This is a genomic window from Sphingomonas crocodyli (assembly GCF_004005865.1).
Classification (GTDB): domain Bacteria; phylum Pseudomonadota; class Alphaproteobacteria; order Sphingomonadales; family Sphingomonadaceae; genus Rhizorhabdus; species Rhizorhabdus crocodyli.
Genome location: NZ_SACN01000003.1, coordinates 284,660 through 308,229, shown reverse-complemented (window position 1 = coordinate 308,229; position 23,570 = coordinate 284,660). Strand labels below are relative to the sequence as shown.

Annotated in this window: 25 protein-coding genes; 13 read left to right on the top strand and 12 right to left on the bottom strand. The window is 63.0% G+C overall.

The annotated features are described in order from the left end of the window. From EOD43_RS19060 to EOD43_RS19050, 3 genes are all read left to right on the top strand, one after another. Window positions 1-822, top strand: coding sequence for an SDR family NAD(P)-dependent oxidoreductase (locus EOD43_RS19060; RefSeq protein ID WP_127745615.1), 822 nt, complete (start codon window positions 1-3; stop codon window positions 820-822). Between the two features lie 81 nt (window positions 823-903). Next, window positions 904-1,926 carry a YihY/virulence factor BrkB family protein gene (locus EOD43_RS19055; RefSeq protein ID WP_127745614.1) on the top strand — a complete coding sequence of 341 codons (1,023 nt, stop codon included), beginning with the start codon at window positions 904-906 and terminating at the stop codon, window positions 1,924-1,926. Between the two features lie 115 nt (window positions 1,927-2,041). Continuing rightward, a complete protein-coding gene (locus EOD43_RS19050) occupies window positions 2,042-2,809 on the top strand; it encodes an arylesterase (protein WP_127745613.1) in 768 nt (255 codons plus the stop codon). Between the two features lie 36 nt (window positions 2,810-2,845). On the opposite strand, the gene EOD43_RS19045 is transcribed toward EOD43_RS19050, so the two are convergent. Next, on the bottom strand, window positions 2,846-3,082 hold the full coding sequence (locus EOD43_RS19045; RefSeq protein ID WP_127745612.1) for a hypothetical protein: 237 nt from the start codon (window positions 3,080-3,082) through the stop codon (window positions 2,846-2,848). Here EOD43_RS19045 and EOD43_RS19040 point away from each other — a divergent pair. Next, window positions 3,081-4,379, top strand: a complete 1,299-nt coding sequence (locus EOD43_RS19040) for a DNA topoisomerase IB (RefSeq protein ID WP_240653366.1) — start codon at window positions 3,081-3,083, stop codon at window positions 4,377-4,379. The genes EOD43_RS19045 and EOD43_RS19040 overlap by 2 nt on opposite strands. A gap of 14 nt (window positions 4,380-4,393) precedes the next feature. On the opposite strand, the gene EOD43_RS19035 is transcribed toward EOD43_RS19040, so the two are convergent. Continuing rightward, window positions 4,394-4,852 (bottom strand): hypothetical protein, encoded by a 459-nt coding sequence (locus EOD43_RS19035; protein WP_164857348.1) that lies wholly within the window; start codon window positions 4,850-4,852, stop codon window positions 4,394-4,396. Window positions 4,853-5,112: 260 nt separating this feature from the next. Here EOD43_RS19035 and EOD43_RS19030 point away from each other — a divergent pair, with 260 nt between their 5' ends. Beyond that, a complete protein-coding gene (locus EOD43_RS19030) occupies window positions 5,113-5,886 on the top strand; it encodes a Crp/Fnr family transcriptional regulator (protein WP_127745610.1) in 774 nt (257 codons plus the stop codon). A 65-nt stretch (window positions 5,887-5,951) separates the two neighbouring features. Here the strand turns inward: EOD43_RS19030 and EOD43_RS24080 are convergent, their stop codons facing one another. Together EOD43_RS24080 and EOD43_RS19025 are read right to left on the bottom strand one after the other, a co-directional pair. Beyond that, window positions 5,952-6,080: a hypothetical protein gene (locus tag EOD43_RS24080; protein WP_276318209.1), complete on the bottom strand. Its 129-nt coding sequence runs from the start codon at window positions 6,078-6,080 to the stop codon at window positions 5,952-5,954. Window positions 6,081-6,178: 98 nt separating this feature from the next. After that, window positions 6,179-6,826 (bottom strand): DUF72 domain-containing protein, encoded by a 648-nt coding sequence (locus tag EOD43_RS19025; RefSeq protein ID WP_127745609.1) that lies wholly within the window; start codon window positions 6,824-6,826, stop codon window positions 6,179-6,181. A 440-nt stretch (window positions 6,827-7,266) separates the two neighbouring features. Here EOD43_RS19025 and EOD43_RS19020 point away from each other — a divergent pair, with 440 nt between their 5' ends. Both EOD43_RS19020 and EOD43_RS19015 read left to right on the top strand, forming a co-directional pair. Continuing rightward, the gene (locus EOD43_RS19020; RefSeq protein WP_127745608.1) at window positions 7,267-7,476 is read left to right on the top strand and encodes a hypothetical protein; all 210 of its coding nucleotides are present in this window, start codon (window positions 7,267-7,269) and stop codon (window positions 7,474-7,476) included. A 114-nt stretch (window positions 7,477-7,590) separates the two neighbouring features. Next, window positions 7,591-7,770, top strand: a complete 180-nt coding sequence (locus EOD43_RS19015) for a hypothetical protein (RefSeq protein ID WP_127745607.1) — start codon at window positions 7,591-7,593, stop codon at window positions 7,768-7,770. Window positions 7,771-8,123: 353 nt separating this feature from the next. Here the strand turns inward: EOD43_RS19015 and EOD43_RS19010 are convergent, their stop codons facing one another. The 4 genes from EOD43_RS19010 to EOD43_RS18995 form a co-directional block, all read right to left on the bottom strand. Then, window positions 8,124-8,435: a hypothetical protein gene (locus EOD43_RS19010; protein WP_127745606.1), complete on the bottom strand. Its 312-nt coding sequence runs from the start codon at window positions 8,433-8,435 to the stop codon at window positions 8,124-8,126. A gap of 17 nt (window positions 8,436-8,452) precedes the next feature. Then, window positions 8,453-8,722 (bottom strand): GlsB/YeaQ/YmgE family stress response membrane protein, encoded by a 270-nt coding sequence (locus EOD43_RS19005; protein ID WP_127745605.1) that lies wholly within the window; start codon window positions 8,720-8,722, stop codon window positions 8,453-8,455. 294 nt (window positions 8,723-9,016) lie between these two features. Next, complete coding sequence (locus tag EOD43_RS19000; protein WP_127745604.1) at window positions 9,017-10,171, bottom strand: sensor histidine kinase; 1,155 nt, start codon at window positions 10,169-10,171, stop codon at window positions 9,017-9,019. A 111-nt stretch (window positions 10,172-10,282) separates the two neighbouring features. Next, window positions 10,283-10,726 carry a response regulator gene (locus EOD43_RS18995; RefSeq protein ID WP_127745603.1) on the bottom strand — a complete coding sequence of 148 codons (444 nt, stop codon included), beginning with the start codon at window positions 10,724-10,726 and terminating at the stop codon, window positions 10,283-10,285. Between the two features lie 834 nt (window positions 10,727-11,560). Between EOD43_RS18995 and EOD43_RS18990 the strand changes: the two genes are divergently transcribed. The 6 genes from EOD43_RS18990 to EOD43_RS18965 all read left to right on the top strand — a co-directional run bounded on the left by EOD43_RS18990 (window position 11,561) and on the right by EOD43_RS18965 (window position 17,005). Beyond that, window positions 11,561-11,824: a hypothetical protein gene (locus EOD43_RS18990; protein ID WP_127745602.1), complete on the top strand. Its 264-nt coding sequence runs from the start codon at window positions 11,561-11,563 to the stop codon at window positions 11,822-11,824. Between the two features lie 558 nt (window positions 11,825-12,382). Next, the gene (locus EOD43_RS18985; RefSeq protein ID WP_127745601.1) at window positions 12,383-12,721 is read left to right on the top strand and encodes a hypothetical protein; all 339 of its coding nucleotides are present in this window, start codon (window positions 12,383-12,385) and stop codon (window positions 12,719-12,721) included. Window positions 12,722-12,731: 10 nt separating this feature from the next. Beyond that, window positions 12,732-13,274: a hemerythrin domain-containing protein gene (locus EOD43_RS18980; RefSeq protein ID WP_127745600.1), complete on the top strand. Its 543-nt coding sequence runs from the start codon at window positions 12,732-12,734 to the stop codon at window positions 13,272-13,274. Between the two features lie 153 nt (window positions 13,275-13,427). Next, a complete protein-coding gene (locus EOD43_RS18975) occupies window positions 13,428-13,835 on the top strand; it encodes a hypothetical protein (protein ID WP_127745599.1) in 408 nt (135 codons plus the stop codon). Between the two features lie 200 nt (window positions 13,836-14,035). Next, on the top strand, window positions 14,036-16,618 hold the full coding sequence (locus EOD43_RS18970; RefSeq protein ID WP_240653363.1) for a GAF domain-containing protein: 2,583 nt from the start codon (window positions 14,036-14,038) through the stop codon (window positions 16,616-16,618). Window positions 16,619-16,762: 144 nt separating this feature from the next. Further along, entirely contained in the window at window positions 16,763-17,005 is a 243-nt protein-coding gene (locus tag EOD43_RS18965; RefSeq protein ID WP_127745598.1) for a DUF6894 family protein, read from the top strand. A 160-nt stretch (window positions 17,006-17,165) separates the two neighbouring features. Here the strand turns inward: EOD43_RS18965 and EOD43_RS18960 are convergent, their stop codons facing one another. From EOD43_RS18960 to EOD43_RS18945, 4 genes are all read right to left on the bottom strand, one after another. Continuing rightward, window positions 17,166-17,720 carry a PAS domain-containing protein gene (locus EOD43_RS18960; protein WP_127745597.1) on the bottom strand — a complete coding sequence of 185 codons (555 nt, stop codon included), beginning with the start codon at window positions 17,718-17,720 and terminating at the stop codon, window positions 17,166-17,168. Between the two features lie 105 nt (window positions 17,721-17,825). Further along, complete coding sequence (locus EOD43_RS18955) at window positions 17,826-21,089, bottom strand: error-prone DNA polymerase (protein ID WP_127745596.1); 3,264 nt, start codon at window positions 21,087-21,089, stop codon at window positions 17,826-17,828. Then, window positions 21,089-22,906: a Y-family DNA polymerase gene (locus EOD43_RS18950; RefSeq protein WP_127745595.1), complete on the bottom strand. Its 1,818-nt coding sequence runs from the start codon at window positions 22,904-22,906 to the stop codon at window positions 21,089-21,091. Before EOD43_RS18950 ends, EOD43_RS18955 begins: the two co-directional genes overlap by 1 nt. Beyond that, the gene (locus tag EOD43_RS18945) at window positions 22,824-23,570 is read right to left on the bottom strand and encodes an ImuA family protein (RefSeq protein WP_240653361.1); all 747 of its coding nucleotides are present in this window, start codon (window positions 23,568-23,570) and stop codon (window positions 22,824-22,826) included. Before EOD43_RS18945 ends, EOD43_RS18950 begins: the two co-directional genes overlap by 83 nt.

Below are 23,570 nucleotides of genomic sequence, written 5' to 3'. Positions count from 1 at the left end.
ATGGCCAACGGACAATATGCGATCATCACGGGCGCCTCGACCGGTATCGGTTTCGAGCTGGCGGGGCTTGCAGCGCAGGCCGGCTACGATCTGCTCATCGTGGCTGACGAGCCGCTGATCACGGCCGCGGCCGACGATCTGCGCGCGCGGGGAGCCACTGTCGAGGCAATCGAGGCCGATCTGTCGACGCTGGAAGGGGTTGACCGCCTCCTCGACGCCACGAACGGCCGTCGGATCGATCTCCTGTGCGCCAATGCCGGGCGAGGACTCGGTCACGGCTTTCTCGATCAGAATGTCGACGACTGGCGCCGGGTGCTCGACACCAACATCACGGGAACCATCTACCTGCTCCAGAAGGTGTTGAAGGACATGGTCGCGCGCAACGATGGCAAGGTGCTCGTCACCGGGTCGATCGCTGGCTTCATGCCCGGCAGCTTCCAGGCAGTCTATAATGGCACCAAGGCCTTCATCGACAATTTCACCGACGCTGTGCGCAACGAGATCAAGGAGGCCAAGGGGGTTACCCTCACCACCCTGATGCCGGGTCCGGTCGAGACCGAGTTCTTCGACCGTGCCGACATGCTCGACACTTCGGTCGGCGCGGACCGCCATAAGAGCGATCCGGTCGACGTCGCACAGGATGGCTGGGACGCGCTGATGGCCGGCAAAGCGAGCATTGTCTCGGGCTGGAAGAACAAGGTCCAGCAGGCGCTCGCGAACGTCACGCCCGCTGGAGTCCTGGCCGAGCAGCATCGCAAGATGGCCGAGCCTGGCAGCGCATCGCCCGAGGAGCTCGCCAAGGCCGAGCGCGCCGACCATTGATACGGCTGGAAGCGTCGTACCGGACTGCGAGCCGAAGGCCCGCCGCGCTCGACGGATGCGCCAGACAGGAAATTGCAAAATATGGTGTTTGAAGAGGCCGACCAGCGCGGTCGTTATGCCGACAGCCCCTGGGCGATCCCGCTTAAGGGTTGGATCGAGGTTCTTAAGCGGACATGGTCGGAGGCGACCGAGGATTCGATCGGTCTCGTGGCGGCCGGCGTCGCCTTTTACGGCTTCCTCGCGATTGCGCCGCTGCTTGCGGCGACGATACTCGTTTACGGGCTTGTGGCAGAACCGGCCGATGTCGGATCCGATCTGCGCGCGATGTTGACGGTGATGCCGCCCGACGCGGTACGGCTGATCGACGACCTGCTGGTTGCTGCCGTTCACACCTCCGAAGGAAAAGCCGGTTTCGGCCTGCTCGTCGCGCTTGCGATCGCGTTGTACGGCGGCATGAATGGCGCGAATGCGCTCATCACGGCTCTGAATATCGCTTATGAGGAACAGGATCGTCGCGGCTTCGTCCGGGTCAACCTGCTCGCGCTGGGATTGACGGCGGCCGGGGTTGCAGGCCTCGTGGTCGCACTCGGGCTGGCCGCGATGATCTCCCACCTGCGAGCCACCTTGCCTGAGGCCGGGCCGGCTCTGGTGATTGCCGGACGAATTGCCTCGGTGCTGGCGGGCGGCCTTGTCTGCGCCGCCGCGGCCGCGACACTCTACCGCTATGGCCCCGACCGGCGCGATGCGAAGTGGGTGTGGCTCAGCCCCGGATCGATCGCGGCGGCCGCTCTATGGGTGGCGATTTCGCTGGGATTTGGCGTCTACGCGGCGCGCTTCGCGAATTACGGGGCGACCTATGGTTCTGCAAGCGCCATCATCGTCATGCTCACCTGGCTCTACTTGTCAGCCTATATTCTGCTTCTGGGCGCCGAGCTGAACTCCGAGCTTGAGCATCAGACGGTGCGCGATACCACCAGGGGCGCGCCCAAGCCGTTGGGCGAGCGGGGCGCGGTGGTTGCAGACACCGTGGCTGGCATGCCCGGCGGCGCGGCCCAGGAGGTGAACGAGTTCGAAGGGGATAAAGCCACGCCGGCCGCGACCTGAAGCGCCTTTGATCGCAGGCTCCTCTTTGGTCCACTATGAGTGTCACCAGCGCGCCGGGCGGGGCGCCATATGGCGCTCTGGAACGGGGTGATGTCGCATCCCATATCGGGTAGCTATGACACCATTCATTCTTGCCTTCGGTGACAGTCTCACCGAGGGGTACGGGCTTGCACCCGACCAGAGTTTTGCCAGCCAGCTGGAGCGATTGCTGCGCGGTCGATATCCGCAGGCCGTCGTCTTCAATGCGGGTTTGTCTGGTGATACCACCGCCAGCGCCCTGGCGAGATTACCGCGGGTGCTGACCACTTTGAAGGCGCACCCGGACCTCGTGATCGTCGAGCTTGGCGCCAACGATCTGCTGCGCGCTATTCCGCTCGAACGCACCCGCGCCAATCTTGACGCCATTCTCAGCGAATTGAAGCGATGCCGGCTACCCGTTCTTCTGGCGCAAATGGACGGCCCGCGTTTTCTCGGGGGCTTTGGCGAGCGATGCTCCGCAATGTATCGCGAGCTCGCGGTCCGTCACAGCACCGCGGTCGCGCCATTCCTGCCTCCGAATGTGCTGGGAAATCCTGCGCTCACGCTGCGCGACCGGGTGCATCCCAACGCGCTGGGAACCGCGTGGATCGCTCAGGCTTTCCTGCCCGCGGTCGAGACGGCGCTTGAGAAAGTTTCACCGCCGGGCCAGCGTGAGCGGCCGCACAGCGTCTTGCGCGTAGCACGCGCTAAATTGGCCCGCGACATCCACCGCCACCAGAGCTACGAATGGTGGGGCGTCGGCACCGGCAGGTCGATCGCGACGATCGACCGCATCGCGCGCGGGGCGTCGGAGTTCCGCACGCGGATATACGTCGGAATAGCTCGCCCGTCCGTCGGCACCTAAGCGTCCCGAAAGGCGCCGGCGGCGGCGGCTTTAGGCTTAGTCGGGCAGGCCGAAATTCTTGGGCTTGCCGAAATCGACCGCCCCGCCCTGCGCGCCCATCCCGCCCTGATGGCTGGCATCGGCGTCATCGGTCGCAGTCGCCATCGCGCGGCGGCGGCGGATCTCGTTGCGCTGGGCTTCGGTGAGGTTGGCGTCGTCGATCCCGTTTTCGGCGGGGCCGCCTGCGGCGGCACCAGCTTCCGACGGACGATTTTCGAATGCGTCATTGGCCATGATCGGTCTCCTTAGCAGTCTGTGCAACGAAGCAGCCGATGCGCCCGTTCCGCCACGACCATCACCACCCTCACCCAGGCGTCCAACCGGGCCCCTCGCAGGGTGGCGAGCGGTTTCCTGCCCCCCCAGGGGAGCCATCGGGCATCAGAGCCGTTGGCGGTTTGCACAAACAGGAGTTCGCATGCGATCCTCTTCAGGCCCTCGCCACATCAACCACGATGACGAGGCGCTCACGAACATCGTCGACCCGCGCGACGCGGCCGAAAGCGTTGGATTGCGCTACGTCAATGACGACGAACCCGGGATCAGGCGTCGCAAGGTCGGGAAGGGATGGAGCTATCGCGATGATAGCGGGACCAGGATCGCCGACAAGGCGGTTATCGCCCGCATCGCCAGCCTGGGCATCCCTCCCGCCTATCGCGACGTGTGGATCTGTGCTGACGAGCAGGGTCATATCCAGGCCACGGGCCGCGACGCGAAGGGTCGCAAACAATATCGCTATCATGCCCGCTTCCGCGAGATACGCGACGGCACGAAATATGAGCATATGCTCGACTTCGCCCGAGCGCTTCCGCGCATTCGCGAAAGGATCAACGCCGATCTTGCCCGACGAGGCCTTCCACGCGAAAAAATTCTGGCGACCGTGGTGCGGTTGCTCGAGACGACGATGATCCGGATCGGCAATGCCGATTATGCGAAGCAAAACAAGAGCTATGGCCTGACAACGCTCAATGACCGGCATGTCCGGATCGATGGCAGTGAACTGCGGTTCCGCTTCAAGGGCAAGAGTGGCAAGCAATGGGATCTGAAGATCTCGGACCGACGCGTCGCGCGGATCGTCAAGCAGAGCCAGGACCTGCCGGGGCAGCATCTTTTTCAATATCTCGACGACGACGGTCAGCGTTGCGAGGTAAGCTCGGGCGACGTCAATCAGTATTTGCGCGAAATCAGCGGTAGCGACATCACGGCGAAGGACTTTCGGACGTGGACAGGCACGGTGCTCGCGGCGCTGGCGCTCGCCGAGTTTGAACGTTTTGACAGCGAGGCGGCCGCCAAGCGCAACGTCCGTGCCGCGATCGAGAGGGTCGCGGCACGCCTGGGCAACACCCCTGCGGTGTGTCGCCGCTGCTATGTTCACCCCGAAGTCATCGACAGCTATCTCGCCGACGGCCTTGTCCTCGAAATCGAGCACGAGATCGAAGGCGAACTTGGCGGCGACGTCAGCCGCTTGCGCCCCGAAGAAGCGCTTGTCCTGGCCTTCCTGCAGCGCCGCCTCGAGGAACGATCCCGATTATAATGTCGCGCCCCGCTTCAGTGCGCAGGGGCGACACGCGAAGCACTCTCGCGAAGCCTGTGCTTGAGCAGCCGCGCGCCGGCTGCGCCCGCCAGCACCGCCATAACCAGGGTCGCGCGCGGTCGCCTCCGGGCAAAGGCGAGCCCCCCCTCGAAAAGATCATAGCTGTCGGCGGCACGCAGATTTTCTGCAGCGTCCCGTATCCGGCTGACGCCCCGGTCGATCCCGTCCGCTATCCAGTCTTGGCGGCCTTCGAAGCGTCGTCCCGAACGGCGCACTTCGGCGGCGATGTCCACCACCGCGTCGATCAGCCGGTCCTTGCGCATGGTGATATAATGGTCGGCGGCAGCGAAGAGTAGTCCGGTGACCGAAGCGCTCAGACTTTGTGGCCGCGACTGGCTCGAACCATTTGCGGCACTAGGCCGGGGCCTGGCGCTGACGGAATCTTCGGAGCCCTGTTCGCTGGAAGTCTGCACGTTCATCTCCAAGACTGGTCTATCGACATCCAAACAGAGAACGCCTTGGCTCGGTTCCCCCGGCGGCGCCATCGCGATCCAGCGATCCGCGACAGTTGGCAGGCCCAAAGTCGCGACGCGCACGGGCGTCCGGGGGACTTTTTTGAACGGAGGAGCAACTATTTACACCGGCGAAGACGGATCACCGTGCCAAACTAATCTGCGTAAGTGCCTCCCCGTCCAGCTTTGTCCAATCATCCTCTCCAGCCACGGAGAGCTGGATGCAGCCACCCCTTCATCGTCTCAACGAATTTGTCCCCGCCAGCCCCCTCGCCGCCGACCTGTTCACAAGCTGGCTTTCCCACCGCAAAGTGTTTCGCCGGCATCAGAATATCCGCCGCGAGGGCGACCCGGTTTCCAGCGTGTTCTTTTTGGTCAAAGGGTGGGTCACATCATCGGTGATGATGCGCGACGGGCGGCGCCAGATCGTCAAGGTGCACCTGCCGGGCGACATGCTCGGCTTTCCAAGCCTCGCCCTCGAGCATGCGGGCGAAGGCCTTGAAGCGCTCACCGGGGTCGAACTTTGTTCGATCCCGCTGGCGGAAATTGGCCGCCTGTTCGAAGAGCTTCCCAGTGTCGCGGCGGCTCTGTTTCTCAGCACGCAGAAGGAGCGGATCGCGCTCATGCAGGAACTGACCTGGATCGGAAGCACGCATGCGCTGGGGCGAGTGGCCGGCTTCCTGCTTGATCTGCACGAACGACTGGATGCGGCAGGGCTGGTCGAGGATGGCGGTTTCGATTTCCCTCTAACCCAGGCCCATCTTGGTGAGCTGCTCGGGCTGACGGGTATCCACGTCAACCGGACGCTGAAACGGCTCGACGCGACAGGTTGCATCGAGCGCACGCGGCGGCGGCTTCGGCTCATTGACCTCAATGGTTTGCGTGGTCTCGCGCCCAATCACGCCCCGCGATATGCGGGGATCGAGGCCTGGGACCGGCTCGGCCGTCCGGGCGCCGGGGCAGCTAGGCCCGCGCTGCGCGAAAGGGCACTTTAGGCGGTCGAGCGACCGCACTGATCGCATGGCATTTCGCGACAGGCACTGGCCTGCCGCAGCGCGATTCAAATATAGGAAAAAAGCAGGATCAGCGCGGTGATCGCCAGGCTCCCCGCCACCGCCAGAACGGCGACCCTTTCGGCACGCATCGTCCGCAGCCGGACCCGCATACCCCACGGCGTATGTTCGTTCATGTCATCCCCCCGCATGGAGGACGGCTAGCAGATGGCGACAACGATTGCGCCGGAAAAATATTGTGCGGTCATGTGCGAGTTTGAGGTCGTGGCGAACGTCAGCCAACCATCGCCCTGAGCCTGCCCGCATCGTCTGGGGCAGCCGCGTCGATATCATTGTTGAAGAAAGCCCACACCGGACGTGCCGATGCCTGCCCGATCATCCAGTCGGCCCAGCTGCGCAGTGTCGAGGCGGCGTATCGCCCTTGGTACTTTCCTGTAGCACCGTGAAATCGAACATAGGCGGCGTTGCCACAGGCCCAGCGCGGCGATGCCCGGTCAGGGAAATCGTGCGCCACGAAGCCTGCTCCGAAGCCGTCGAGCAGAGCAAGAACCGCGTCCGAATACCAGGTCGGATCGCGAAACTCGAAAACGTGGACGAGATCGCGCGGCAAGAGCCGGAGAAAGGCTTCGAGCCGGGCAAGATCGAGTTTGAGTGTTGGCGGAAGTTGATAGAGCACCGGACCGAGCCTGTCCCGCAAATGACGTGTCGGTGACATCATCCGCGCGATCGGCTCGACGCAATCTTTGAGTTTTTTCGACTGGGTAAGATAGCGGTTCGCTTTGACAGCGCAGCAAAAGCCTTCCGGAGCCTGATGCCGCCATCGCTCGAAGAGTTCGGGACTGGGGAGCCGGTAGAAACTGGCGTTGATCTCCACGGCATCAAAATGCCGCGCATAAAAGGCGAACCAATATCGCCGGGCCAGATCGGGCGGATAGAAATGCCCCTTCCAGTGCTGATAGTTCCATCCGGAACAGCCGACGCGGACGTTTGCTTAGGCCATGATACTGCTCCGATTTCGACACGACCGGGCCATTGGGGAATGTCCACGCGCGCTGTGAGCTCGCGGATGTGGTCAGCGATCAAACGCCCGAAGGGGCGCTCCACGGCAATCCAGCTGACTTAGGTTAGGATGTTTTTGCCGCCGCGGGCTTGCCTGGATGGCCGGTCAGGCGTTTGAGGGGAGCTAGGACAGCCCGACCCGATCGAGCAGACGTGCTGCCCACAAGTAAGGGATGTTCTCGCACACTGGCGCGTGAGCACGTGGCGGACCTGATTATGCGTGACCCGCGCCCGGAGATCGCAATCTAATGCAATCGGTCTGCTATCCGAGCAGATAGTGCCGACCGATCACGGACAAATATAATGGACGAAGAACATAGCTATTATTATCACCGCGCCGAACAGGAACTCGAACTCGCGCAACGGGCTGCCGGCCCGGAGGCTACCAAGGTCCATTATGTTCTGGCGGGATATTATCTCAACCTCGCTTTCGGGTCATCCGCGACGGCGCCAGCACCTGATGACGCCGTACGCGGCTTTGTTGCCCGAGCGTCTGGCACCGACGATCGTTGACTTTTCACCGGCCGGTGCCGACGTCGGCAAAGTGCCTTACCCGGATCGAAGCCCAGCGCGCCGCGTCTCGCGGGCCAGATTCGGGCTGATATTGGTCAGCTCGGCAGGTAAAGCGTGAGCCGACCGCCCCTCGTCGAACGTGCCTTTCAGCTGGCCAATGGCGGCGGGCACCCCGACTGGCGAACGATCGAGCACCAACTCATCCGCGAGGGCTATGCCGGTGTAGCTTTCGAACTTAACAGTCCGCTCTTGCGCAAGCAGCTCAACCGTCGTTGCGCTGCCGCCCGCGAATAGTGAGCCGTCGCGGTCGGCGCAGGATCTCGCGGGCAGTCGAGCATCGGCAGATCAAGGTCGGGGATATAGAAGTCAGGCGCGAAACAGCGGGACCAGTCGTTTCGAAGCCGCTATGTTTGTCACCATCGGGCGATCATGGACGCTAAATTGGACGGCCGACCGTTCGCAAAGCGTCCAAATGGGTTTGCACGCAGGTGCATAACGGTGTGGTACGGCTTTCCGATGGTGGGAGCGAAAGGCGGAGCGCGCGCGCCGCAGCCATTGCGAACCAGCGATGCGCCGGGCCGGCTTGGCGACCCGGCGCATCCGCCATTGCAGGACATGTGGCAGCGACACGAGACCGCTGCCTTGCCTCAATCAGCCTTCTTGATATCGACGGTCGGGACTTCGACGTCGGCCTTCGTCGTTCCGACTTCGACCTTCGGAACCGTCACATCGGTCTTCTTGGTACCGACATCGACCTTGGCGGTATCAACATCGAAGGCGGGCGCCTGACCGCCCGACACCGATACGTCCGGCAATTTGGTGTCCTTGGTCTGATTGATGTCGATCAGTCCGAAGGCAAAGGCTGCGATCACCGCGAGGACCGCGACCACCGCCACGACGATTCCGACGGTGGCGCCATTGCTCCTCCGTCCTTCGACATAAACACGATTGTCCGTCATTAGGTCTCTCCCGTATCTTAGCGAACCGCGCCGCGACGCACGAGATTGACGACCGCCAGCAGCACGATTGCGCCCAGGAACGAGACCAGAAGCGAACGGATATCGAAAGCGCCGCTGGTGATCGGGGCCCCCCCGAGGAAAGGCGTGAGCAGAAAACCGGCAATCGCCGCGCCCACGATACCGACGATGACATTGAGCAGGATGCCCTGCTGCGCGTCGGTGCGCATCACGATGCTGGCAAGCCAGCCCAGAACACCGCCGACAATAAGGATGAGAAGGATACCCATGGTCCTGGCTCCCTAAAACACGGAACATACCGCCTCGCGCCGAGACGCTCGATCGTCACAAATTGTTCCCTTTATTGCATATGTTGCGAACCGTTCGGATATCCGACCCGGGAGGCCCACGAACCGTTCTGGCTTGTGCCGTTGCCAAATATGTCAGGCTTCGCGGCTGTGTATCTCTCCTGGCAACCGTCATCGCTGATTCCGATCCGGGGGACGTGAGAGCATTCTCCTATGACGGTCTGCGGTCCGATGAATAAACGCAACCGGAGTTGTCCTCGGTTTTGACCCGCGGTCCTAGGCGATATCCGCGGTGTGCATTGTGTAACCGTCCGCGCGCGCCTCATCCCTTTGCAAAAAGCTTAGCGGAGCCTCGAAGCTCGCCGAATAGCCCGCCGCGCCAAAATCCTCGCGCACAGCGCCGCCAGCCCCCAGACCCATCGCAATCAACTTCGCGCCGAAACTTCGCTGCGACGGTGGGCTTACGATGGGGCCACCGCGTTCGGTCCACGCCAGCGTCAGCACGGGATCGCTTGCGTCCGGCGTAACCGACCAGACGATCTCCACATGTCCCGATGCGTTGGAGAAGGCACCATATTTGACAGCGTTGCTTCCCAATTCATGGATCAGCATCGCCACGGTGATGGCAGGTTTCGGGCCCAACCGGACGATAGGTCCTGACGCGGTGAAGCGACCGGGGGGAGCATGCCGCTCAACGCTGCTACGGACGACGGTGGCCATATCCGCCTTCGACCATTGCTTGCGCTGGAGAAGTTCGTGCGCCTCGGTCAGCGCGTCGAGGCGGTTCTGAAACGATTCCACCGGCCCCCGGCTCGGGACCGCCCGCAATGTCTGACTGGCAAGGCCGTTGATCATCGCCAGCGTTTGGTTCAGTCGTTCGGTCAGCTGTTCGTTCAGGTGCCGGCGCTCGGCGTCCGCCTCAAGCCTGCGAAGCATGGTATAACGCAGCTCAAGCTGCGCGATTACCTGCCGGGCCAAAGTCGCAAGGACAGTCTGCTGCTCCGGGGAGAGCCCCCCGGGTCGCGGCTCATGATCGATCACGCACAGCATGCCCAACACATCGCCCTGCGGGGCGATAAGCGGCGCGCCTGCATAGAATCGGATATTGGGATCGCCGCGCACGAGACTATTGTCTGCCGTGCGCGGGTCAGCTGCGAGGTCGGGAATGATCAGCAGATCCTCGGCGCTCAGACCCAGCTTGCACACCGACTGGTCGATGGGCGTTTCGGGCGCCTCCAGACCGACGCGCGCCTTGAACCACTGACGATCGGAATCAACAAGGCTGATCAGCGAAATCGGGGTGTCGCACAACTGTGACGCCAGCTGGACAATGTCATCGAAGTTGGGCTCGGGAGGGGTATCGAGAACCATATAGTCATGGAGGGCAGCCAGCCGGGTCTTGTCGTGAAGCCGAGCTTCCAGAGCGGACATTGGGGTTACTCCGATCACACTGAACGTCGCCGAGACGCGCGGCCCGGTGGAAGCGGCGGCGCCCTTGGCGCTACCGATATGGGAGCTCAACGCCGAGCGCCAAGAGGGCGGTCAGCGGCTCTCCGGAACGCCTGATCCGCCCCATCGCATCGTCCACGCCGTGACACCGGTCTCGGGAGACGATTGTAACGGGCTGTCGGCTGCGACGGCTGGATTCGCACGCTCGATCGCTGCTTCCAGCATTCCCAGGGTGCACGGTTTGTGCAGTACGGTCGCGCCATCGAAGATGTCCGTTATACTGGTATCACCGGTGAAGAAGATGATGCGCAGATCCGCGCTCAACCGCCGCGCCGCCATCGCGATCGTGCGGCCGTCCTCGCCCCCCGCGAGGTGAATATCTATGACCAGCATTTCAAACGGGGTTCGAGATGCGCCTATCAGTGCGAGCGCCTCGGCGGGATCAGCGCACAAAACCACTTCGTGCCCCAACTCCTCGAGCAGTATCGTGGTAATTTCCGCGATCAGCGGATCATCATCCAGGCACGCGATACGCATGACGCCTCCAACCTAGCAAAACCTATCGCAGCGAAGTTGAGTGAACAAGTGAACCTTTCCTCGCAGCGCGGCCTCCGCGCCCTCAATTTTCGATTTGACGCCGGGCCGCCATCGCTGGGCGAACGCCACCTTTGCTCCCGCTCTTGCCGTCGATCAGCATGGCGAAGCGCCGGCGTGGTCAGCCCCCCGAACAAGAATAGGGCAATCATGTCCGCGCTGTTCCGCACGTCGATCGGGTTCGCATAGCCGCACAGACAGGGGTGGGAACAGCAGAGTCCTTCGAGGGCGATTTCGCCTGACGCGGCGGCTGAAAGCTCCGCCAATACCGCTCAAGTGCTTCTGCAACATTTATCAGCGGTAACCGGGCGATCATCGGCAACCGTTCGCGCCGATAATCCTGGCCTGGGTGTGGCAGTTGCCGTTCGGCCACAGTCGCCTGCCAAGCCACAATGATCGGACCACAGGCAGTGGACACGCGTTGAGAGAGCGGCGGAAGGAACAGGAATGATCGACCAACGGAAACATGTTGGCGTAGGATCGCGGTCGCCGGGTGATCTCGATCGTCTTGGATCAAGTCTGCGCGCCGCCCTCCCCCTGAGCCATGGTCACGACTTTGCAGTGTTCCTGGCTGCCATCGCCGCCGCGCAGTCGGAAAGTTACCCTCCGAGGTAGTTTGCTGGCTGGTTCGTCGTCATATCCGCCCTGGTCACGACAATATCCCTGCAAGCCTCGAATATTGAGCTGGCAATTTGCCCAAGTTAATCTGCGGCATTGCGCATGTCATCAATAGCTGCCCAGGGGGACGCGGACCGAGCTGGTCCCGAGGGACCAGGCGTGCTCACCACCGTGCGGATCAAACAGGTTCTGAGCGCCATGCCGGCAGTCTACATCGCGCAGATGCGCGACGGCGAAATACGCTTGCGTCTCGATAACAGCGCAACGATGCGGGTCGCGCCAGGTCCCACCCTGCCCGAACGACAGGCTCAGCTTTTCGCTGCCGCTCCCGACGTGGAGCGGGCGGCCAGGCACGTTCTGGAGACGTCCCGAACTCCCGTGCGCGATGGCGACACGCTCTATCTGTCAGCACTCGACTTCTAGAATCTAATCTGCATCAACGACCTGAGTTATAACGATTTTCGCCCGATTGCTGCCGCAACGATGGGAAAGACAACTTCTTCTGACCGTTAAGCGGTCAGGAGACTTGCGATGTTTCATGCAATGGTCAGAACGACCGTAATTAGCCTCAGCCTGGCGACCACCGCGGCTATGGCGCAGCATAGCTCCACATCTGCGGGTTCGACCAGCAGAGACGGCGTGGGTTCAGTAGCCGCCGATATAAATGTGGGCGGCGGTGGTAACGCGGCCGGCCCGACCGACGTCACCTTGCAGGGCGCGGGCCAGACAAGCGTCAATGCTGAAACGAGCGGTCGCCAAAGCGGACAGCCGATACCCTCGCGCTCCTCAAGTCCAAAGCAGGCAGACCAGCAAGCCGCCAGGCCGCATCGCGGAACCACCGATCCGCGCGACCGGGGTATCCGGTCCGGCGAGACGCGGGATTCCAACGCGGCGCCTCCTCCCAGGTGATCGTGAGCTCTCGACTGTCAAACCACTTCGAGGAGGTCGGTCCGCGCCGCCCACAATGATGGAGATGAAAAGATGATGTCGAGCGATGATCGCGAGACGGATCGGCAGCCCGAAGCCAGCCGGGGCCGAAATGCCAACCTTCAGGGACAAGGCTCCCCGATCCGGGACGATATGGCGCCGCCTGAACAGGGCTGGCGAGGAGAGCGCACAGCCGATCCGGACGCGGACAAGCCCGGGCAGGAGCGCGAGGTCCGCACGCAAGATGGATCGGTTCTGACCATATCCGAGCTCTCGGGAATTGCGGCGGCTGAAACGCATGGGCTTGGCGACGCCAACCGCGACGAGCGGTCGTCGCCATGCGCCGACGGCCCGCGCCGCGCCACAGACAAACCCGACGATTTCACCGAGTGAGGAGAAGCAAATGTCTCTTTTCGACAAGATTGTCGCTGCTATTACGCCCCCCGAGAGCGATGAAACGCGTTTCGAGGCGCGTCGGCGAGCGCGCGGTTTGTGCGCGCCCGGCGACTGGCTCGATCAGGTCATCGATCACCACGAACAGATCGAAGCGGCCTTTGAAGAGGTGAGATCCGCGTCGCAACCGCAGACGCAGCGCAGTGCTCAGCGCAAATTGGCAACCCTACTTACGGGCCACGCCAATGCCGAGGAAGCCGTCCTTTACCCTGCGCTTGCGGACGATGGTCACGAGGCTCATGCGGGGCTGGGCTATGAGGAGCAGGCCGCAACCAAGGTACAACTGGCGCTGCTTGAAAAGCTTGAGCCGCTGAGCCAGGACTTCCTCGACAAGCTCGAACATATCCGAGGTGCGGTCACCCACCACATGTACCACGAAGAAAGTAGCTGGTTCCCGGATCTCAAGACTGAGGTGGCCAACGCGGAGCAGGCGCGGATTGGCGCCCGCTACACCGAGGAATATCAGCGCTACGTCGATATGGCGACGGCCTGAGGAACATGTGGGCAAAGAGGTGACGGACGGGCTCGCTGGCAAAGGTCGTCAGCGGGCCGCATATCCACCATCGTCTAATGTTCGCTCAAGATAAACGTCAGGAATTTCCCATACATCTAAAGCCGCTTAACTGTCTTCGGTTACGCCTATTCTATGTCCACCCATTTCCATCCGCTGATGCTTTCCGCACCCGCCTACACGATCGACGAAGACGAAAGCGCGGGCATCGTGCGCATGATGGTCGAAGGCTTTTTCGACCAGGATATTCTTGCACGCCACTTTGACGACAATGCCGCCTTTGTCCGGCGGTGGCGCGCCGCGGGTCGGCCAATCCGTGTTCTGATCGATGCCAACCGGCTCCTGCCCCACACCCCGCAGAACCAGGCGTTCGTGATGCGGTCGTTCGAGCGGATCTATCGGCCGGGCGACCGGGTTGCGATCCTCGTCGGTTCGAGCCTGGTGAAAATGCAGATGCGACGGACCCACAGCTTTGGAGAGATTATCCAGTTCTTTCTTTCAGAGCAGGGCGCGGTGACGTGGCTGAAGGCCTATGATCTTTGACACGTTGCAACAGGTCTCGCGGCCGCGGTCCGGGTCTCGGGCCACGTTATGCTTGACCACCTTTTGACGATGCCGGGGAACAGTCCCCTGGCTTGAACGTCTTCGCATCGGGTGGGGGGAGCGAGCCCCCTGGCGTGTGTGCTTTTTCTCCAGATGGTCCGTGCTTCCAAATGCAAGATTTTCTCCACGGCGGCGGCGCTATGGGTGAGCGCATCCGCACCTACGATTGGGCGTCGACGCCGCTGGGAATACCGACAGCCTGGCCGCAGTCGCTTCGATCGGCGCTCAGCATCTGCCTCAACTCCAGTTTTCCGACCGCGATCTACTGGGGCCCCGACCTTCGCCTGCTTTATAACGACGCCTGGTCGCCGATCCCGGCGGAGCGCCACCCGGCAGCATTGGGTCAGCCCGCCGCCGAGGTTTGGCGGGACATCTGGCCCGTGGTTGGTCCGCAGTTTGAGGCTGTGCTCGATACCGGCGAGGGCTTTTCGACCTTCGACCAGCATCTCGCGATGGTGCGTGATGGTCGCCCGCAGGACACGTGGTGGAATTACAGCTTCACGCCCGTCCGAGGAGAAGATGGCACCGTAGTTGGCGTGTTCAACCAGGGCCACGAGACGACCGAGCGAATTTTGCGCGACCGCAATCGTGAAGCTGAGGCGCTGCGGCAAAGGCGACTTTTCGAGCAGGCGCCCGGGTTTATCACGGTCCTGGAGGGACCTGATCATGTCTTCGAGTTCGTCAATCATGCCTACCGCCGGCTGTTTGGCGATCGCGAGTTTCTCGGGCGCAGCGTCCGCGACGTATTTCCCGAGCTCGCCGGCCAAGGCTTTTACGAGTGGCTAGACCGTGTCTATGCGACGGGCGAGCGCTTTGTCGCCGAACGGACACCGATCGAGCTCGATTATCCCGGTGCTCCTCGCAACACGCGGTATCTCGACTTCATTTATGAGCCTGTGCGCGACGATGGCGGACGGGTCACCGGCATCTTTTGCGAAGGCTTCGACGTTACCGCTGCCCATGTCGCCGAGCAGGCGCTGCGCGAGCAAGGGCGCGCGCTGGAAACGCTCAACCGGATAGCGTCAAGCACCGTGGTTGAGCAGGATCTTGAGCGCATCGTTCAGCTCGTGACCGACGCCGGCGTGGAACTGACCGGCGCTAGCTTTGGCGCCTTCTTCTACAATGTGATCGACGCGTCGGGTGAGAGCTATATGCTCTACAGCCTCTCGGGCGTATCGCACGAGGAATTCGCCCGGTTTCCCATGCCCCGCAACACGCAGGTCTTCGCGCCGACGTTCAACGGCGAGGCTGTGCTGCGGTCGGGGGACATCCGCCGCGATCCGCGCTATGGCAAAAATGCGCCCCACAATGGCATGCCCGAGGGGCATCTGCCTGTCACAAGTTATCTCGCTGTACCTGTCGCCTCGCGTGAGGACGGCGTGATCGGCGGTCTCTTTTTCGGACATGAAGAAGCCGATCGTTTCACCGAGGAACACGAGACGGTTATCCTCGGACTCGCCGCGCAGGCGGCCATCGCGATCGACAATTCTCGCCTCATCCGTCGCGTTCGCGAAGCGAACGAAACCCTTGAGAAGCGGGTCGCAGAGCGTAGCGAGGAACTGACCCAGGCGCATGAAGCTTTGCGGCAGGCACAGAAAATGGAAGCGGTCGGCCAGCTCACTGGCGGGATCGCACACGACTTCAACAATCTCCTGGCAGGGATCAGCGGCAGCCTTGAGGTTGTCGAGCGGCGCATCGCTCAGGGCCGGACCGACGGAATCGAGCGCTTCCTTCAGGGCGCGCAGACCTCGGCGCAGCGCGCAGCCGCGCTGACGCAGCGCCTGCTCGCCTTTTCGCGCCGACAGACCCTCGATCCCAAGCCCACCGACGTCAATCGGCTGGTGTTCGGAATGGAGGATCTTATCAGCCGAACCGTCGGACCCCAGATCAAGGTCGAGGTGGTAGGCGCAGGCGGGCTGTGGATGGCGAAGGTCGACCCGGTCCAGCTGGAGAGCGCCTTGCTCAACCTCGCGATCAACGCGCGCGACGCAATGCCGCAGGGCGGACGCCTGACGATTGAGACCGCCAACAAGTGGCTCGATGATCGGGCGGCGCGCGAACGTGACCTCCCGCCGGGCCAGTATCTCTCGATATGCGTCACCGACACGGGCAGCGGAATCGCTCCCGACATTGCCGATCGCATCTTTGATCCGTTCTTCACCACCAAACCGATCGGCCAGGGAACGGGGCTGGGACTGTCGATGATCCACGGTTTCGTCCGCCAGTCGGGCGGACAAGTTCGGGTTTACTCGGAACTCGAGCAAGGCACGACGATGTGCCTCTATCTTCCGCGCTATTCGGGCGACGTCCTCGCGGATGACGACGCGCCCGACACGAGGATCGCCGAATCGGGCGCCGGCGAAACGGTTCTCGTGGTCGACGACGAGACAACCGTGCGCATGCTGATTGTCGAGATCCTCGCCGAGGCAGGTTATCGCGCACTCGAGGCCGACGATGGGCCATCGGCCTTGAAGATCCTGACCTCTCAGACGCGTATTGATCTGCTGATTACCGATGTGGGTCTGCCGGGAGGTATGAACGGTCGGCAGGTCGCCGATGCGGCGCGCAGCCATCGGCCTGAGCTCAAGGTCTTGTTCGTGACGGGCTACGCTGAAAATGCCGCCGTTGGAAACGGGCTTCTACCAGCCGGGATGGAAGTGATTACCAAGCCTTTTGTGATGGCCGACCTTGCGGCCAAGATAAGCGATATGATCGATCGTTGAAGTCATCCCCGAGGGTGGCGCCTCGACACATCCGTTTTGCCTCGAACGACGCGAGGCCAGATCGGATGAAAAAAGGCGGTCGTTCCGGGTAAGCTACTGCGAAATTGTCGCAACTTGGCAGCATCGAGCGGGTTTAGCTTCGCCATGACACGCTACCATTTCAACTTCGTCGATGGACGCTTCCATTCGGGCGCCGACAGCCATGATTTCGAAAGCTATGCCGAAGCCCGCCTGGCGGCCGTGTCCACCCTTGGTCAGATGTTGCGCGATCATCCCACCTCGCCTTTTGGCGACGATGATCTGCGCGTCGAGGTAACCGACGATAACGGCCTGATCCTGCTATCGGTCATCGTCGCAGCGATCGAAGCTCCGAGCGCACCACGATGAAGGGTGTCGGGCCGGCCGCCGAAACCGTACCGTGGGATATTCCCGCACTTTTGGTCGTGGGTGACACGGTGCGCCTTGAGGCGAGCTTTGCCGCCACAGTCCGCGCTTTTGGCGCTCTTAATTCCGACGAGCAGAGCGCGGCCGAAGTCCGGTTCGTCTTTCAGCAGGTAGAGGGCAACATCAGAGCCGAGGCGATCGACAAATATCTCGCATTGCTGTCGCGGACGGACTGATCGCGCCCCTTCCGTGTCGCCTGTGCTAGGGTATCGAGGGTCTGGTCGCTGCTCAGGCCGACATTGCCTGTCTGGGCATCGGCCTGCGCAATTTGCTCCAGTCTCGAGAAGATGGCGTCCTCGCGCTGGAGCCTGATCGGCGAAGCAACAGGTGCTGCAATGGGCTTCATCTCGGCGAGCAGGCGGCGCGAGCGTCCGTCGCGCACGCCTCGTACGCAATTCTCGACCCAGCGTAGCGAGCCGTCCGGCAGAAGGTAGCGCTTGCGGATAACGAAGGGCCGGTCTGTTTCGATCAGGCGCGACAGCGCGGTGGCGTTGCGACCACGATCAGCATGATGGGTGAGATCGAGCGGATGTCGACCAACGAAGGTGTTGGGCCCGAAGCCGATGAGCTGGCAGAAGCGGTCGTCGACATCGCGGATCGTACCGTCCGGATCGGCAATGCACAGGCCATAAGCTTTTGTGACAGCCGGTATCCCCATGAGGACAGGCTATCGGATGCCGGACGGGCTGTAGTTAACCAGGATTATATTATCGACCATCGCTGGATGTTCGGCGGCCTGGCTGGCGCCCGCTGCAAACCTCACTCAATGGAAGTCATGACTGCGGATGCGCAACAGCTCCTCTTCATCGGGAACAGCATTGAACGACGGGTAAGACAGCGTTCGACCGCGCGGCGGCCAGGTGGGATCGCGCGGGTCGGGACCGCTGCCATTCTTCGCACCATCGCCACGTCCGGGCGCCACTGTAAAATCCATCCGCCCGATCGAGCGCAGCATGTCGTCATGGTCGGTGACCCGGTCGCAGATGATATGGATGACATCGCCTTCTTTCTGAACACGACCGCGCATCGCGATCATCGAGGCTGACATGACTTGCCGGCGATAGATCTCGAACCGGTCAGGCCAGACTATGCCTTGCGCGACGCCCGTTTCGTCCTCGATCGTGACGAAAAGGACGCCCTTGGCTGATCCGGGCCGCTGCCGGACGAGGATCACGCCCGCGACCTCGACATTGCGACCATCGCGGATGGTGGCGAGGTCCGCGCACCGCACGATCCGCATGTCGTCCAGCTGGCTGCGCAGAAAGGCGAGCGGATGTCCGCGCAGCGACAGTTGGAGCGCGCGATAATCCTCGACCACCTCGCGGCCGGCGGTCAGAGACCTGAGCTCCACGCCTGGCTCGCGCCCCTCGGGCGAAAAGCGAGCCTCACGTTCATCGGCGGCCGCGAACAAGGGCAAGGGAGCCTCACCCAGGCCTTTCACTTTCCATAGTCCCTGCCGCCGGTCCTCGGCAATTGCGTGGAAGGCGTCGGCCTCCGCGAGGCGTTCGATCGCGGCGCGCGGGACGCCTGCGCGGCGCCAGATCTCCTCAATACTGCTATAAGGCGATGGCCCGCGCGCGCTGACGATCGCGGCGCCGTGGAGGTTCGCGAGCCCGCGCACCTGCCGAAATCCCAGCCGTACTGCGTGATAGCGACCTCGCGTCGGTTCGAGCGAGCAATCCCAATGGCTGTCGTTGACCGAAACGGGCCGCACCTCGACGCCATGGTCGCGCGCGTCACGAACGATCTGGGCGGGCGCATAGAAGCCCATCGGCTGCGCGTTGAGGAGCGCCGCGCAGAAGACGTCGGGATGATGGTGCTTCATCCAGCATGAGGCATAGGCGATCTTGGCAAAGGAGGCGGCGTGGCTCTCGGGAAAGCCGTACGAGCCGAACCCCTCGATCTGCTTGAAAGTTCGTTCGGCGAAATCCCTGGGATAGCCACGTTCGACCATCCCGCCGACGAGCTTGTCATAGAAATGGCTGACGCCGCCCGTAAGCTTGAACGTCGCCATCGCGCGGCGCAGCTGATCGGCCTCTACCGGCGTGAAGCCAGCGCCGACAATCGCCACTTTCATCGCCTGTTCCTGAAACAGGGGCACGCCGAGCGTCTTCCTGAGCACCGCCTCCAGTTCGGGCTTGGGATATTCGGGTTGCTCCTTGCCCTCGCGCCGACGGAGATAGGGATGAACCATATCGCCCTGAATCGGCCCTGGCCGGACGATCGCGACCTCAATCACGAGATCGTAAAATTCCTTGGGCTTGATCCGCGGCAGCATCGTCATCTGCGCGCGGCTTTCGATCTGGAACACGCCGAGCGTGTCTGCCTTCTGGATCATGCCATAGACGGCCGGGTCGTCATCCTGCAGGTCGGCCATGCCGACCCGCACCCCTTTATGCTCTTCCAACAGGTTGAAGGCGCGGTTCATGCAGCCCAGCATGCCCAGACCCAGCACATCGACCTTCATGAACTTCAGCGCATCGATGTCATCCTTGTCCCATTCGATGATCTGGCGGTCGACCATGCGGGCGGGTTCAATGGGCACGAGATCGTCGAGCCGATCCTGGGTCAGCACAAAACCGCCGGGATGCTGCGAGAGGTGGCGGGGCGTCCCGATCAGCTGGCGCGACAGTTCGAGCGTAAGCTTGAGGCGGTGGTCATCGGCATTGAGATTGAGGCTCTCGATCTGATCGGGACGGATGCCGTCAACCGACCAGCCCCAGACCAGGCCGGTGAGCATCTTGGTGAGATCACGCGGCAGGCCGAGCGCCTTGCCCACCTCCGCGACCGCGCCGCGCGTTCGATAGCGGGTGACGACGGCGGTCAGCGCCGCGTGCTGACGACCATAATGGTCGTAGATCCACTGAATGATTTCCTCACGCCGCTCGTGCTCGAAGTCGACGTCGATATCTGGCGGCTCCTTGCGCTCGCCCGACACGAAGCGCTCGAATAGCAGTTCATGCTTGATCGGATCGATCGAGGTGATCCCGAGCAGGTAGCAGACGCAACTGTTCGCCGCCGATCCACGCCCCTGGCACAGGATGCCGCGCCGCCGGCTCTCGGCAACGATTGCGTTTACGGTCAAAAAATAGGGTGCGTAACCGAGACCCGCGATCAGCCGGAGTTCGTGGTCGATCTGCGCGCGATAGGCTTGTGGAAGCCCGGCGGGAAACATCCGCGCCGCTGCTTCTTCGGTCAGCGCCGACAGCGCTTCCTGCGCGGTGCGGCCCGCCATAACCTCCTCATAGGGATATTGATATTGGATTTCGCCCAGATCGAAGGCGCAGCGCGCCGCAATGTCGGCGGTCGACTGGATGGCGTCGGGAAAGGCGGAAAAGCGCCGCTCCATCTCCTCAGGTGACTTGAGGCTGCGATCCATGAAGCGTTCGCGCCGGAAGCCCAGCGCATCGATCGTTGTCTTCTCGCGGATTGCGGTCACCACATCCTGCAATGGGCGACGCTCGGGGCAATGATATAGGATGTCGCCTGTCGCGACCGATCGCACGCCAGCAGCGCGCGCCATCGCGTCCAGTGTATGGAGGCGCACCAGATCATCTGGCCGTCGGCGCAGTGATAACGCGAGAAAACCGCGATCGCCGAAAACCTGCCGCAGGTCGGCCAGGGCGGCCTTAGCCGCTACGTCCACGATGTCTGGGACGAGGATCGCAATCAATCCGTCGCTATGAATTGTGACATCGCTCCATTCGAGCAGGCAGCGGCCCTTGCCGCCGCGGGCCTTACCGATCGACAGCAGCCGGGTTAGCCGACCCCAGGCCATGCGATCGGTCGGATAGAGAAGCAGCGCGCGACCGTCGATGAGATCGACGCGGGCGCCCGCGATCATGCGCACGCCCGTTGCCTTCTGGCCGTCCCAGCCCCGCACCACCCCGGCAACGCTGTTCCGGTCTGCGAGACCGAGCGCGCTATGCCCCTGCAGCGCCGCAGCCTCGAACAATTCCTCGGGGGACGAAGCGCCGCGCAGGAAGGAGAAATGGCTCGCGACCTGCAACTCGACATAGGTCGCCATCAGCCGAACAGTCCGTGCATGTACCAGCTAAGATCTCCGGTCGGCGCGTCGACGCCATCGCCGCGCCTGAAGATCCAGAAGCGCGCACCCCCTTCGGCCTCGACCCGGAAATAGTCGCGCACCGCCCACAATTCGCCGGGTCGTCGCCACCATTCGCCATGAATGCGCTCGGGGCCGTCACCCGCTACGACGTGATAGGCCGTGCCCCGCCAGTTGAAGCGCCGCGGCGGATGATCGGGCAGCAGGGCGACAACATGCGCAAGCGGTTCCGGCCGGTTGAGCAGACGAGCCGGACGCTTCCAGCCAGGCCACCCAACCGGCATCGCAGTCGGATTCAGTCGCCGCACACCGCGTTCCGGCACGTCACTCTCGACCGCCCCGACACGGAACAGTGCGTCGGGGCCGACACGGCCACCGAGCTGATCGACAAGTGGCGCGATATCGCGGGGGCGCTCACGGTCCCCGAACGATGCCAAGAGCGCCTCTGCCCCCAGATCCTCGACCCGCGGAACGATCAGGCTCATCGCCTCAATCCCCAGACCCGGATCGATGCGCTCGACCCGCATCGCGAACATCCGCTTGAGATGCCTTGGATCGCGGGTGGCGCGAGCCGTTCCGATGGCCACGCGCTGATCGCTGCGGTCGACGACGCGGCATTTGAGAATAGCAGTCCGCAGGCCCAACCCACGTGCCTGCAGCACACTCACCAGATCATCGACAAGGTCGCCGATCACCTGGTTGATGGCCTCGGCTGTGCCAATCGGTTCGAGCAGGCGTCGTTCAACGCGCGGCGCTTCGAACGGCACGACAGGCATGATGGGCTCGGCGAGCGTGCCCCGCGCCTGGTCCAGGCGCTCGACAGTGGATATGCCCAGACGTCGGGCCAACGGTCCCCGCGCCATTGGATAGAGATCGGCGATGCGCTCCAGCCCAAAGCGGGCCGCTGCCTCCAGCGCTTCGGGCTGGAGGCGCAGAGCCATCAGCGGCAGATCGGCGATCGCTTCGGTCTCGCATCCAGGGGGCAGGATGACCATCGACGCCCCGACGAAGCGGGCCAGAGCGTGGGCCGCTCCCGGCGTGCCCGCGATGGCGATCGTCGCTGTGAAGCCGATGCGTCTCAAAAAGCGCAGCAAACGCCGACAAAAGCGTTCTTCTCCCCCAAATAGATGAGCCGCCCCGGAGAGGTCGAGCCACAGTCCATCGGGGCCGCTGACCGATGCCGTCGGGGTCCAATGTGCGACGGCGTGAAGCGCGAGCCGATCGAGCCAGGCGCGATCAGCATCCGGCTCGGCATCGCGGACATCGAGATCGGCGACGAGTGCCCGGGCATGCGCAGCCGCCATGCCGGGCCGCAGACCCAGCGTAGCGGCCAGCGGACAGACCGACGTAACGACATCGCGTTGACCGGTCCGCAGGACGAGGATGGTCGGTCGCTGTTGAGGACTGGGCCAGTTCGACGCGAGCAGCGGTGCAGACGGGGGTGCGCCGTCGTCCGATGGCATCGCGCGAAACGGGTGGCCGGCCGCTTCGCTGCGTCTGCCGAGCACCCGCATCGTCGGACGCTGATGCGATGGCAACGCATCGATCTGTTCTGATGTCGGCCGATCGCCCAGCTGCTCATCACGCGCCCACCGCGCACCCGGCCGCCAGCCGCCTCCGCGAGGGACCGAGCAGGCACCGGGATTATCGTCGATGGCGCCGGGGAGGCGTGGACTGAGGTCGACCGGCTGGACGTCACGCGGCCTGACGGACCGCTCCGCCTGTCGCAACCGCTCGATCGGCAGAAGGGCAAGGCAGAGCGAGGCAACCCGTGTCATCGCACGCCTCCAGCTCAAGAGAAAAAGGATTGCCACCCCGCTGGCGAACCAGCTCGACCGACCAGCGCGCGCGTCCGAGGCCTGCGTGGGGTAGCGGCGCCGATGGAGCACAGCCTATTCGCCAGCGGGTCATTGCCGACGATGGTTGCGCGAGCGGACATCGCTCGCGCATTCGGTGGCGACGATAGAGCAGCATCGGCGTGCGCCCATCCGAAGCTGCAAGCTGAAGCCGCCGCGTGGCGGTCTGGTCGGCCGTTTTTACCTCGGCGATGACGCAGGCAAGCGATCCGTCGCGAAGACCGTCTTCGGCCAGTGCGAGCACGTCGGCATCCTTGCGGCCCTGGGCGTACAGGATCTTATCAGGACCAAGCCCGACCTGTTCGAGACCAGGGGCATAAAGATCGAAGCGACTAAGTGCCCATAGGACGGTGAAGCCCGGCGCATTTGCGAAACGTGCCGCAATTCCGGCCGCAAACAGCGTAGCGGCAGCGTCGTCTGTCAGGTTGGCCGTCGCCGCTGTAATCTCGTGGAGGCCCGCGCCATCAAGTCCGTGATCGGCGAGGCGATCGTCCACCTCCGGAATACCGAAGCCAAGGGCCGGGCCTCGACCTTCACGCACCTGTGCCAGCTCGGCGCGAAGTGCTGTGATCTGTTCGGAACGCAT